Source organism: Gilliamella sp. wkB178 (genome assembly GCF_001690705.1).
Taxonomy (GTDB): domain Bacteria; phylum Pseudomonadota; class Gammaproteobacteria; order Enterobacterales; family Orbaceae; genus Gilliamella; species Gilliamella apicola_K.
In genome coordinates, this window is sequence record NZ_LZGK01000016.1 from 71445 (window position 1) to 85049 (window position 13605).

The following is a 13605-nucleotide window of genomic DNA, read 5'->3' on the forward strand; positions in this document are numbered from 1 at the left end:
TGTTGGTAAATTGATTAACATATCCTTGGTAAAGGCTCTTGACTAGGTAAATCAAGTAACCTTTCCACACCATAAAGACCGCATAATAAAATTTGCTGTTGTGGTGTAACCAATCCAATACGGTTAGCGTGAGTTCCTAATGGATGAGCACGTAACGTTTCTAACACTATAGGAGTAGCTGTAGCTGACGCAATAATAACTAATTTCCCTTCATTAGCAAAATTAAGTGCGTCAAGTCCTAATAACTCACAAATACCTCGTACCATGGGACTAAGGGGAAGGTCGGCTTCTTGTATTTTCATTCCGTAACCACATGCTTGAGAAAATTCATGTAATACAGCATTAACTCCACCACGAGTCGCATCACGTAACGCATGGATACCATCAATAGTTCGTAGCTGATCAATGAGCTGGTTAAGTGGAGCACAATCACTCGATAAATTACCCATCAAACCAAATTTTTCGCGTTCATTAAGAATTGTTGCACCATGATCGCCTAATGTACCACTGACAATAATACTATCGCCAGGGTAAATATTATGCATTCCCCAATCAAGGTTATAAGGAATAACACCAATGCCACTAGTATTAATAAATAGTTTATCTGCAGCGCCTTTGGGGACTACTTTGGTATCACCAGTAACAATTTCAATATTAGCTATTTTAGCTGTATTGGCCATACTGCTAACAACTTGTGTCAATAATTCAATAGGTAGTCCTTCTTCGATAATAAAACCACAAGATAAATAACGTGGATACGCCCCACTAACGGCTAAATCATTGACTGTTCCACAAACTGCTAACTTACCAATATCCCCACCCGGAAAAATTAATGGATCAATGACATAACTATCTGTACTAAAGGCTAGTTTGTTACCAATTTGCGTAAAGTCGCTTAATAAAAGGCGAGCTTGATCCTCTCGTTGTGTTAGCTTTTCATTATTAAAAGCCTGCATAAAAATATTATCAATAAGTTGCTGAGTAGCTAATCCACCACTACCATGCATAAGAGAGATTGTTTTTATTGTCATACTTCACCATGTCGATATTGATAATATGCTGCACAAGCTCCTTCAGATGAAACCATTAATGCACCATATGCAGAATCAGGTGTACATTGTTTGCCAAATAACGGGCAATTGATTGGTTTACATCGGCCAGTTAATACGTCACCACAGCGAGATTGAGGATTATCGGCAACTTTTTTTCGTAGTAAACCGAATCGATGTTCTGCATCAAATTCGAGGTAGTCTTTGCTAAGCCTGACGCCGGAATTTGCAATGATGCCAAGTCCTCTCCATTCATCATCACCTTCCAAAGTAAATACCTCATTAATGACGGCTCTAGCAATAGCATTGCCGTTATCATGCACCACCCGGCGATATTGATTTTCAACTTTAATATTATGGTCAATGATTTGTTCTAAAATCATAATGATACTTTGTAATATATCTACAGGTTCAAATCCGCTAATAACTACTGGTTTATGATAATTTTGGCTAATAAAATCATAAGGTTGTATGCCGATTACCATACTAACATGTCCAGGAGCTAAAAATGCATCAATTAAAATATCTGGTTGTTGTAACAGAGAACGCAGTGTTGGCATAATAGTGATATGTTGGCAAAATAGTGAGAAATTTTTTAATTGCTGTTGTTTGGCTTGTTTTAGAGTTAAAGCCATACCTGGCATAGTTGTTTCAAAACCTAATCCAAAAAGCACAACCTGCTTATTAACATTTTCTTTTGCCAATTTTAATGCATCAAGAGGTGAATAGATAAGCCGAATATCAGCGCCTTGTTGTCTAGCCTGTAATAATGAACCATTACGTCCGGGCACTCGGATTGCATCACCAAAAGTGCAAAAGATGACTTCTGGTTTCCTAGCAATTTCAATACAACTATCAATGCGTCCCATTGGTAACACGCAAACAGGGCATCCAGGGCCATGAATAAATTCAATTTGTGGCGGTAATAATTTTTCTAATCCAAATTTATAAATTGCATGAGTATGACCACCACATACTTCCATAATTTGTAATGGTCTAGTGGACGAGTATTGTGTTTGATTAATTAATGTATTAATCCTAGCTAAGAGTTGTTGAACTTGCTGAGGATCTCGAAACTCATCAATAAATTGCATAACTTAAAACCTATCTTGCGCTTGGAATAAAACGGCAACATCAGCTTCTTCTTCCTGCATCGCATTTAGCATAAGCAATGTGTTTTGTGCTTCTTCTTCATCTAATTTACTCATGGCAAAACCTGTATGCACCAATACCCATTGGCCAATTAAGCTTTGGTTATTTTCACGGCTAATTAGTGATATATCAATATTACAAATAATGCCATTTACTACTGCCTCAGCTTGATTAGGATGATTAGGATCAATCGTTTTTATACAACAGGGTACACCTATACACATTGTTGAGCCTCCAACCATTCAAACCAGTCAGTTAAACCTTCACCACTTACACAAGATAAGCATATGACAGCTAAATTAGGATTAATTATTCTGGCATTATTTATACATTGTTGAATATCGAAATTGACATAATTAATTAAGTCAATTTTATTAATTAGCATTAGTCCGGCGGCGGCAAACATGTGAGGATACTTGAGCGGTTTATCATCTCCTTCAGTCACAGACATTACCACCACTTTTAATTTTTCACCTAAATCAAAACTAGCGGGACAAACTAAGTTACCAACATTTTCAATAAATAAAAAACCATTTTCAGGCATAGTAAGTTGATGCGCAGCTTTATGTACCATTTCGGCATCTAGGTGACACCCTTTTCCCGTATTAACTTGAATAACTGCAACTCCAGTTTTAGCAATACGATCTGCATCATTAGAGGTTTGTTGATCTCCTTCAATGACTGCGCAAGGATATTTATTTGCTAGATAACCTAAGGTTTCAGTTAAAAGTGTAGTTTTTCCTGAACCAGGGCTGGAAACTAAATTAAGTGCGAGAACATGCTGTTCAGCGAAATGATGCCGATTATGTTCGGCAATATGATCATTTTTAGCTAAAACATGTTGCTCAATTTCAACTAAACGTTGTTGATTTGCATGAGTATCGTTATGCTGTTCATGTTCAATAGCAGGGACAAAAGTTTTAGCAATATGCTCATCTGTTGTTATATGATAATGATGATGGACGTCACCATTATGATAATAATGATGATGAATAATCTGAGGTTCGTGGTGAGTATGCCGCTCATCATGATGCTGTTCATGATCATGGCTTTCTTTCATAGACGCACTATGAGATTCACATCCACAAGTGATACACATAAATTCTCCTTAATTACCATCCTAAATATTATTTATAATCCATTTTAAGTTACTTAGGCTATCGTAGTATTGCTAAGTTGATCTGTTAACTGTATGGTGTTCTCTACACATTTATATAATATGTATGCTATATGCTAATTTTTCACCCTCTATTGTTATTATCAAGGAAAGACAATTATATAATCAGTTAATAACAACTTGAATATTAAACATATAGTTAAAAAATATAATTTACTTAATTTGAATTTTTTTTACCCAAACTTTATCATCCGCGTCGATATTTGTTGATAATGGTGAATTACATTCTGAACAAACCGCAATAAAAACATTTTTGAGTTGGATCAATTTTTGGCATTTATTACACCATACTGTAACTTGCTTTTGTTCTAAATGTAGTTGACAGTTTTCGGCAATACTCCCTTGGCAAACTAGGTCAAAACAAAAACGCATAGCCTCTGGCTCAATACATGATAAAGCTCCAATTTCAATCCAAACAGCTGTAATTTGTTTTGCATTTTGTAATTTAGCTTCACGTATTATTAACTCATGGGTTTGATGACATAAAGTTAGTTCATGCATTGTTGTAACTCTTCTATATTAATAGCTATATAACCCATAACTTTAAAATTGTCGCTAGGTTTAGTGATAGTTTAATTAAAACTATGCAATAAATATACCAATATAAGCAAATTAGACATTAATTGTATAACATTAATAAAAGCTATTTTTTAGTAATTAAAAATCTTTACACATTTTATTTTAGTTATCTGTTTTACAGTAAGTAATTCTTTAATCTTATTATTGATTAAGCCTTAAATTTACCAAAATGTTAATAATACAGCGACTTTAATTTTTATTCTCAATTTTGACTAACTAATGATTTAGCCTTAAATAAGGCTTTCAATCGTGACGATATTTTTCACTGTTTTTCGACATTTTTGTCGAAATTGACACATAGGTGACGAAATAATATCGACACTTTTTTTATGGTTATTTGGTGTATAACCACATAAAAATAAAGGGATTAAAGGTTTTAAGATTTTTATTAATGTTTATTAGCTAATGAAATAACTATTATCATCATAATGAATAACATATTGATTTTAATAATTTTTCATTCTTTATTTTAATAAAATTTATTTTGGCATGATTATTGCTAGTTATAATTTAGTATTCAATTAATGATATCGCAGGGAGAATATTCATGAACCGTTTTGTGATCGCAGAGCCCACAAAATGTATTGGATGTAATACTTGCATGGCTGCTTGTATTCAGTCTCATGAAAAGGTTGGTTTAGTTGCCCATGCACGGTTGACCGTTATGCGTGATGATAATGGTACAGCCCCAGTTTTATGTCGTCATTGTGAAGATGCGCCATGTGCTAAAGTATGTCCAGTTAATGCTATCGTTAAGAAAGATAATTCAATATTACTTAATGAGAGTTTATGTGTTGGTTGTAAGCTTTGTGGTTTAGCCTGTCCATTCGGAGCTATTACCCCTGCAGCCAGTGAACCTGAAGCTTTACCTGAGTGTTTCGAAAATTATGTTCCTGAGTCAGAACTCAGTGATTTACCAGGTAGTGCACCTTCAGTTAATCCATTTTTAGCTTGGAATGCTGGTAGAAAAACAATTGCGGTTAAATGTGACCTTTGTTTTTTTGATCCAGAAGGTCCAGCCTGCATCAAAAGTTGTCCAACAGATGCATTATATTTAATTGCAGATAAAAATTTGAATGTTGCATCTCGATTAAAACGTGAAGCTTTTGAAGAATCGTTGATTAATACTGCCGATGCAGCTTTACCGGAAGGAGAGTTATAATGCCATATCCGTTTAATATGTTATTAATCTCAATCCTAATCTATGTGGCTGGTGGTATTTTGTCTTTATTACTAGCTAAACAAGAGCGTCAAGCTATCTTAGTTTCAGGTATAGCTGGTATATTGGCTGGATTAGTTGGTTTAATCGTAATAGTTCCAGTTCTCATCCAAGGTGAAGTTTATCTACATTCGTTATGGACACCTTTTACTTTCGCCACGTGTACTTTGAGATTAGATGGTCTATCTGCTTTTATGATCGCAGTAATTTCATTAGTAGCCATCGCTTCATCGTGCTATTCATTTTCTTATGTACAAGAATATTGTGGTAAAGGGGCTTATGGTATTGGCTTTTTTACTAATATATTTATTGCTGCCATGGTAATACTGATGGTAGTCGATAATGCTTTCTATTTTATTATCTTCTTTGAGATTATGTCTCTTGCCTCTTATTTTTTAGTGATCACTGAGCAGGATGAAAAAGCTGTCAATGCCGGTTTGTTATATTTCTTAATTGCCCATATTGGTTCTATATTGATTATGGTGGGTTTTTTCCTTTTATATTTACAAACAGGAAGTCTTGATTTTGAATGCTTTAGAAGCAGTACAGTATCACCATTAATGTCATCTATAGTGTTTTTATTGGCTTTCTTTGGCTTTGGCGCTAAAGCAGGTATGATTCCATTGCATGGGTGGTTACCTAAAGCTCACCCTGCTGCACCGTCTCATGCTTCAGCATTAATGTCTGGGGTCATGGTTAAAATCGGGGTATTTGGTATCATTAAAGTTTCAGTTGATTTACTAGGTGCTACTCAACTTTGGTGGGGGGTAGTAGTACTGGCATTTGGTGCTATTTCAGCGGTATTAGGTGTGTTATATGCGCTAGCTGAACATGATATTAAACGATTACTTGCCTACCATACAGTAGAAAATGTTGGTATTATCTTAATGGGTGTTGGGGCAGGAATGATAGGGATTGCCGCCAATTTACCTTTATTAATTATATTGGGTTTTGTTGGTGCATTATATCATTTATTAAATCATGCAGTATTTAAAGGATTATTATTCCTAGGTGCAGGTGCAATTATCTACCGCATGCATACTAAAGATATGGACAAAATGGGGGGCTTGGCCAAAGCAATGCCGTTAACCGCTATTGCTTTTTTAATTGGTTGTATGGCAATTTCGGCACTACCACCATTAAATGGTTTTATTAGTGAATGGTATACCTATCAATCATTGTTCTCTATGAGTAGCAATGAAAGTATTATACTGCGTTTAGCTGGACCAATAGCCATTGTTATGTTAGCCATTACCGGCGCCTTGGCAGCTATGTGTTTTGTTAAAGTTTATGGTATTTGCTTTTGCGGTAAAGCTCGTAGCCCTCAGGCGGAACAAGCTAAAGAAGTTCCGTTATCCATGACCGTCCCAATGTTGGCATTAGCATTGTTATGTATTTTCCTTGGTGCTGGTGCCTTTTTAATGATTCCTTTGATTTCATCTATTGCTAATCAATTAGGTAAATTAAATACAGTTGTTTTAGATCAAGTTACAAGTAATGGTTCAATGTTAGTTGCAGGTGATGCTTATCAGGCAACCGTTTCTCCAATTTTATTATTTATTTTATTAATTGCCCTAGTTATTTTACCTTTATTAGTTTACTTATTTACTAAACCACAACGCTTACCATTTAGAAATAATGATAATCCATGGGCTTGTGGTTATGAGTATGAAATTGATATGGCGCAAACAGCAGGGAATTTCACTCAACCATTAAGATTTATGTTTGCACCATTGTATACCTTACGAAACAAATTAAGTATAGGCAGATATATGCAAATCATGGTGCAACAAACAACCAAATTAGCACAGAGGATCGAGCCTTTGTGGGATGTGAAAATTGTGAATAATGTGGTTAATTTAGTACAAATTATTGGTCGGAATGTTCAGCGAATTCAACAAGGTGATTATCGTATTTATGCTCTATATGTAATAGTTACCCTAATTATTTTGCTTTTCGTTACCGTAGTATAGGAGGAAAAATGCCAAATATTGATGCGCTATCTCCGTTCTGGATAATTGTAGGTCTACTGCAAGCAGTTTTATTATTATTAGTGGCACCATTAATGTCGGGTATTTCACGCCAAATTCGTGCACGCATGCAATCCCGGCGAGGTCCAGGTATTTTTCAAGATTATCGAGATCTGGTTAAACTAATTTGTAGGCAAGAAATGTCACCAGCTAATGCAGGGATAATCTTTAGAATTACTCCTCTTATATTAATTGGTACTATGCTACTTGTAGCAATGATTTTACCAATAATGACGCTGAATTCAGCAATGTCTATGGTGGGTGATCTAATTGTGATTATCTATCTATTTGCACTATTTCGTTTTTTCTTTTCTCTATCCGGTATTGATTCTGGTAGTCCTTTTGCTGGTCTTGGTGCTAGTCGTGAACTTATGCTCGGTATTTTGGTCGAACCTATCCTAATTTTAGGATTGATAGTAATAGCTTTAATTGCTGGTTCAACCAATATTAGTTTTATGGGCATAAAATTTGTTACTCAATGGGGAGGAGCAACACCAACGGCAGCCATGTTAGCTATGATAGCCTGTGCGTTTGCAGTATTTATTGAAATGGGTAAAATTCCTTTTGATTATGCTGAAGCAGAACAAGAGTTACAAGAAGGTCCACTCTCTGAATATTCAGGTATTGGATTCGCTTTAATTAAATTAAGTATAAGCCTTAAGCAAGTAATATTTGCTAGCTTATTTATTGCGGTTTTTATCCCTTTTTCACCCGCTAACTTTTTATTGGCAATTTTGTGTTATCTAGTCAAATTAATCGTAGTATTTGTATTAGCCAGTATTTTCGAAAACTGTTTATGCCGAGGGCGATTTTTATTGACATCTAACGTCACATGGGCTGGATTTGGTGTATCAGTATTAGCTTATGTGTTTTATTTAACAGGTTTATAAGGAGAACGGGAAAATATGATGGAATATATTGCCTTAGCGACCATCCTGATTCCATTTATTGGTGCAGTAATTATTGCTTGTTCACCTTATCCTTTTGCACGTATTTTTAGTGTGATTGTGTCGTTACTAGCCTCGTTAGGAACCGTGTGTCTCGGTTGGTACTTTTTTCAGGCAGGTCAAGTTACCCAAACATATACATTATTAAATATAGGTAACACAGTCATCTTTGGTTTAGTAATTGATAAAGTCAGTACTCTTATATGCTTTGCAGTAGTATTTTTGGGTTTTTTAATCAGTCTATATTCAACAGCATATTTAAGTAAAAATAATCGTGAACACCCGCATGAAGGTACTACTCGTTACTATGCTTTTTTAATGGTATTCATCGGTGCAATGGCTGGTTTGGTGTTATCTTCTACTTTGTTGGGACAATTATTATTTTTCGAAATTACCGGTGGTTGTTCCTGGGCACTGATTGGTTATTATCAAACAGCTAAATCACAACATTCAGCAATGAAAGCATTGTTAGTTACTCACGTAGCTTCTTTAGGTTTATATATAGCCGCTGCATGGTTATTTATTGAGTCAGGAACTTTTTCACTAAATGCATTATCTCAATTAAGTCCTGAAGCAAAAATAGTCATTTTGTGTGGTGTATTATTTGCAGCCTGGGGCAAATCAGCCCAACTACCATTACACGTATGGTTACCCGATGCAATGGAAGCGCCAACACCAGTAAGTGCTTATTTACATGCTGCTTCAATGGTAAAAGTAGGGGTTTATATTTTTGCACGTTCAATTATGTCAGCAGGGAATATACCAATTATCATAGGTGAAATTGGGATGATCATGGCAGTAATTACATTGGTATATGGTTTTATTATGTACTTGCCACAAACTGATTTAAAACGGTTACTCGCGTACTCAACTATTACTCAATTATCTTATATTTTCTTTGCATTATCACTAGCAATTTATGGTTACGGAACGGTATATGGCACAATGTCATTTGAAGCAGGCATTGCATATATATTCAACCATGCATTTGCTAAGAGCTTATTCTTCTTAGTTGCTGGTGCTCTAAGTTATACCTGTGGTACCAGAATGTTACCAAAACTAAAAGGCATATTAAGTACCTTACCTATGTTGGGAATAGGATTTAGTGTTGCTTCATTAGCCATTACTGGTGTGCCACCATTTAATGGTTTCTTCAGTAAATATCCAATTTTTGCTGCCGGTTTTGGGTTGTCATCTGGTAGTTGGTTAATTATGACGTTAGTTATTATTGTTGTAATTGAATCAGTAGCAAGTTTCGGTTGGTTTTTATATTGGTTTGGCAAAAGCGTATTAGGTAAACCATCAGAAGATGTTGCTAATGCTGCATCAGTGCCACTGGCGATGAAGATAGTATTAGTGATTCTGATTGTAATGTCACTTTGTTCCAGTGTAATGGCAGTGTTCTGGCTTAATTAATGGAGTTTACTATGACGGGATCTTTTATTATCAATAATCTGGCAGGTTTACTGATAATTACATCTGTTTTAACGATTATCGTACGCAAAATTTCCAGCACGATTGTGATGTATAGTTTACAGTCGTTAGTCTTGGTAATGATAATGTTTGCAATTGGTAATTATTTTGCCACCAGTGAACTGTATAGTTGGGCGATAACAGCAATTCTAACCAAAGTGATATTGGTACCACTAATAGTCTACCTAACTTACAGAAAAATGAAAAAAGCAAAAATTGAAGGTGGAGTCATACCGGTACCAATTATTGTTATCTTGGCTGCTTTGATCATGTTAGCTTGTCATTTTGTAGTTCAACCAGTAGAGCTACCCTTAGTTAGTGAATTGAAACCAGTTTTAGCTGTATCTTTAGGTCATTTTTTAATTGGTTTAATGTGTATTATTAGTCAACGTAATATTCTTAAACAAATTTTTGGTTATTGTTTAATGGAAAATGGTTCAAGTTTAACTTTAGCGTTGTTAGCTAATAGGGTTCCAAAACTAGTTGAAATTGGAGTTACAACTGATGCAATTTTTGCCGTCGTTGTGATGTGTTATTTTGCAAGGCGAATTTATTGTGTGCTTCATACACTTGATGCCAATAAACTTAATACATTGAAAGGATAGATCATCATGAATGATACATTAATGTTATATTTGTTATTAATTATACCGTTATGTTTTTCTGTGATCTGTTTTTTATGCAGTTTAGCAAGTAACGGTCTTGTTAAAGTGGTACACGGTATCAATGTAATAGGTTTAGTAGCCTTAGTTGCAGTTGCTGCGAGTGTATTATTTAAAATACATCTTGATGGTCAAATTTTATCAGCAAACTTATGGTGGCATATTGATACGCTTGGAGCACTATTTTTAGGCATTTTAGCCGTTATCGGTTTTATAACTGGATTGTACTCCGTGGGTTATATGAATCATGAGGTTGAATATGGTGAAGTGTCCCCGAAAACACTTTGTTATTACTACGGCTTTTTCCATTTGTTTTTATTTACTATGTTAATTGCCATAACTACGAATAATTTAATTTTAATGTGGGTTGCAATTGAAGCTACAACGTTAAGTTCAACTTTTCTTGTAGGTTTATACGGTCAAAAATCTTCTTTAGAAGCTGCATGGAAATATATTGTAGTTTGTACTATAGGTGTTGCATTTGGTTTATATGGAACAATCCTAGTTTATTCAAATGCAGCCAATGTTATGCTTGACCCAAGTATGGCCATCTTTTGGACTGAAGTAGTTAAACATCCGCAAATACTTGATGCAACCTTGATGCATATTGCATTTGTCTTTGTTTTACTTGGTTTTGGTACTAAAATGGGATTATTCCCTATGCATGCTTGGTTGCCAGATGCACATAGTGAAGCACCAAGCCCAACCAGTGCCTTGCTTTCCGCCGTCCTATTAAATTGTGCTTTGTTAGTGATTTTACGTTATTACATTATTATTAGCGGTTCTATTGACGGCAGTTTTTTACGTAATTTATTGTTAATATTTGGATTCTTATCAGTAGGTGTGGCTGCGTTTTTCATTGTAGTACAACGTGATATGAAGCGTTTACTAGCATATTCTAGTGTGGAGAACATGGGCATCGTAGCTATTGCAATTGGTGTTGGTGGACCATTTGGTGTCTTGGCTGCGTTATTACATACACTTAATCATAGCTTAGCTAAAACTTTATTATTCTGTGGCTCTGGTAATGTATTATTAAAATATGGTACCCGCGATATTTTTACCGTTCGTGGTTTATTAAAAGTAGCACCATTAACTGCAGTATTATTTGCTGGAGGAGCCTTAGCCTTAGGTGGTATGCCTCCATTTAATGTGTTTGTTAGTGAGTTTATGTTAGTAGTAGCTACACTTAAAACCAGTTCTATTTGGTTAGCTTTACTATTACTGTTGCTTTTAACCATTGTGTTAGCAGGTCTAGTTAGAATGGTTGCTAAAGTGACTTTTGGGCAGGCACCTGAACAAGTTGCGAAAGGTGAGTTAGGATTACTAACTACAGTACCAATGGCGTTATTGATTATTATGATGTTAGTTATGGGTATTTGTATTCCTAAACCAATTCAACAACTATTAAATAATGCTACAGCAATTGTACTTACCTATGATGCGCCAACTGCGTCAGTTAATAATAGTGATGAATTATCTGCACCGCAAGATCACTCTTTACAGTCAGGAATTATCACGCAAACATCTAGAATTGTTTTAGACTCATTACAACGGGAGAGCATAAAGTGACACTAGAAACGGTATTAAATAATCAGTCTAAAAATCAGCAATTACTGGGTGATAATTATGTTACTCAGGTTAGAAATCGTTTTCCACATGCAGTAATAGAGGAAGAACGTCAAACCTATAATCAACTAACAATTACAGTTGATTTAAATAGCTTGCCACAAGTTGTAGCCTATCTTTATTACGAATTAGGTGGTTGGTTACCTGTGCTCTTTGGTAATGATGAACGCTCTTTAAATGGTCACTTCGCCATTTATTATGCTTTATCTATGGAAGAGGGGGAAAAATGTTGGGTAGTCGTTAAAGCATTTGTCGATCCAATTAGCGCTGAATTTCCTTCAGTTACTCCATTGGTACCCGCTGCTGTATGGGGAGAACGTGAAATTCGTGATATGTACGGTCTAACACCAGTAGGTATTCCTGATGCTCGCCGTTTAGTGTTACCTGATGATTGGCCAGATGAACTTTACCCATTACGTAAAGATACTATGGACTATCGTCAACGCCCAGCGCCAACTACCAATAATGATACTTATCCGTTTTTAAATGAATTAGGTGATAAAGATAACCGTATAGTTCCTATTGGACCAATGCATGTTACTTCAGATGAACCTGGTCACTTTAGATTATTTGTTGATGGTGAACAAATAATCGATGCCGATTATCGATTGTTTTATGTGCATCGAGGTATGGAAAAAGTAGCCGAAAATCGCATGGGCTATAATGAAGTGACCTTTTTAGCTGATAGGGTATGTGGTATTTGTGGTTATGCACATAGTGTTGCCTATGCTAATTCAGTTGAAAATGCTTTAGGTATTGAAGTTCCAGCACGAGGACAGATGATCCGTAGCATTTTGCTCGAAATAGAACGTTTGCATAGCCATTTATTAAATTTAGGATTAAGTTGCCACTTTACTGGTTTTGATGGCGGATTCCAGCAATTCTTCAGAGTACGTGAAAAGTCAATGATGTTAGCTGAATTGCTAACAGGGGCAAGAAAAACTTATGGCATGAACCTTATTGGTGGTATTAGACGAGATATTCTTAAAGAAGCTAGGATTACAACAATAAAAGTATTACAAGAAATGCGTAAAGAAGTAATTGAGCTTGTTGAAATGTTAGTTGGTACCCCAAATTTTGAACAGCGTACTAAAGGTGTAGGGATTTTAGATAAGAAAATTGCTCGTGATTTTAGCCCGGTAGGACCTATGATTCGAGCAAGTGGTTTTAAACGCGATGTTAGGTTTGATCATCCTTATGCGGGTTATAACTTATTACCGAAACATTTAATTAGTTATGATTCATGTGATGTCGCTGCTCGAGTTATGGTGCGAGTGGAAGAAACTCTTGATTCTATAGCTATATGCGAATATGCACTGGATAACTTACCAAGTGGTCCTCTATTAGTAGAAGGATTTACTTACCAACCACATAAATTTGCACTTGGTTTTACAGAAGCTCCTCGTGGTGAGGATGTGCATTGGAGCATGACCGGTAATAATCAAAAATTATTCCGTTGGCGTTGTAGGGCGGCTACCTATGCTAATTGGCCAGTACTCAGATATATGTTACGTGGTAATACTGTATCTGATGCACCATTAATTATTGGTAGTTTAGATCCTTGTTATTCTTGTACTGACCGGGTGACTTTAGTTGATGTACGTAAACAAAAATCTGTAACTGTACCTTATAAAGAGATTGAACGTTATGGTATTGAGCGTGTTAATTCGCCAGTAAAACCATAGAGG

At 35.6% G+C, this 13605-nt stretch carries 12 protein-coding genes; 7 read left to right on the forward strand and 5 right to left on the reverse strand.

The genetic code is table 11. The annotated features are described in order from the left end of the window. Positions 1 to 14 precede the first annotated feature (14 nt). The 5 genes from hypE to hypA form a co-directional block, all read right to left on the reverse strand. Entirely contained in the window at positions 15 to 1031 is a 1017-nt protein-coding gene (gene hypE / locus A9G13_RS09900; RefSeq protein WP_065557454.1) for a hydrogenase expression/formation protein HypE, read from the reverse strand. Then, positions 1028 to 2143, reverse strand: a complete 1116-nt coding sequence (gene hypD, locus A9G13_RS09905; protein WP_065557455.1) for a hydrogenase formation protein HypD — start codon at positions 2141 to 2143, stop codon at positions 1028 to 1030. The genes hypE and hypD overlap by 4 nt, the downstream gene beginning before the upstream one ends. A 3-nt stretch (positions 2144 to 2146) precedes the next feature. Next, the gene (gene hypC / locus A9G13_RS09910) at positions 2147 to 2425 is read right to left on the reverse strand and encodes a HypC/HybG/HupF family hydrogenase formation chaperone (RefSeq protein ID WP_065557456.1); all 279 of its coding nucleotides are present in this window, start codon (positions 2423 to 2425) and stop codon (positions 2147 to 2149) included. Then, positions 2416 to 3300: a hydrogenase nickel incorporation protein HypB gene (gene hypB / locus A9G13_RS09915; protein WP_065557457.1), complete on the reverse strand. Its 885-nt coding sequence runs from the start codon at positions 3298 to 3300 to the stop codon at positions 2416 to 2418. Before hypB ends, hypC begins: the two co-directional genes overlap by 10 nt. 231 nt (positions 3301 to 3531) lie before the next feature. Continuing rightward, entirely contained in the window at positions 3532 to 3879 is a 348-nt protein-coding gene (hypA, locus tag A9G13_RS09920; protein ID WP_065557458.1) for a hydrogenase maturation nickel metallochaperone HypA, read from the reverse strand. Between the two features lie 625 nt (positions 3880 to 4504). On the opposite strand from hypA, the gene A9G13_RS09925 reads away from it, so the two are divergent. Genes A9G13_RS09925 through A9G13_RS09955 form a run of 7 tightly spaced genes read left to right on the forward strand, consistent with a single transcriptional unit; the run spans position 4505 to position 13602 of the window. Continuing rightward, entirely contained in the window at positions 4505 to 5119 is a 615-nt protein-coding gene (locus A9G13_RS09925) for a 4Fe-4S dicluster domain-containing protein (protein WP_065557459.1), read from the forward strand. Next, a complete protein-coding gene (gene hyfB / locus A9G13_RS09930; RefSeq protein WP_176701968.1) occupies positions 5119 to 7149 on the forward strand; it encodes a hydrogenase 4 subunit B in 2031 nt (676 codons plus the stop codon). Before A9G13_RS09925 ends, hyfB begins: the two co-directional genes overlap by 1 nt. A gap of 8 nt (positions 7150 to 7157) precedes the next feature. Beyond that, on the forward strand, positions 7158 to 8096 hold the full coding sequence (locus A9G13_RS09935; protein ID WP_065557460.1) for a respiratory chain complex I subunit 1 family protein: 939 nt from the start codon (positions 7158 to 7160) through the stop codon (positions 8094 to 8096). 18 nt (positions 8097 to 8114) lie between these two features. Beyond that, the gene (locus A9G13_RS09940) at positions 8115 to 9569 is read left to right on the forward strand and encodes a hydrogenase 4 subunit D (protein ID WP_065557644.1); all 1455 of its coding nucleotides are present in this window, start codon (positions 8115 to 8117) and stop codon (positions 9567 to 9569) included. A gap of 11 nt (positions 9570 to 9580) precedes the next feature. Beyond that, the gene (gene hyfE, locus A9G13_RS09945) at positions 9581 to 10231 is read left to right on the forward strand and encodes a hydrogenase 4 membrane subunit (protein ID WP_065557461.1); all 651 of its coding nucleotides are present in this window, start codon (positions 9581 to 9583) and stop codon (positions 10229 to 10231) included. Positions 10232 to 10237: 6 nt separating this feature from the next. Next, on the forward strand, positions 10238 to 11860 hold the full coding sequence (locus A9G13_RS09950) for a hydrogenase 4 subunit F (protein ID WP_065557462.1): 1623 nt from the start codon (positions 10238 to 10240) through the stop codon (positions 11858 to 11860). Continuing rightward, positions 11857 to 13602: a hydrogenase large subunit gene (locus tag A9G13_RS09955; RefSeq protein ID WP_065557463.1), complete on the forward strand. Its 1746-nt coding sequence runs from the start codon at positions 11857 to 11859 to the stop codon at positions 13600 to 13602. Before A9G13_RS09950 ends, A9G13_RS09955 begins: the two co-directional genes overlap by 4 nt. Positions 13603 to 13605: the final 3 nt, after the last annotated feature.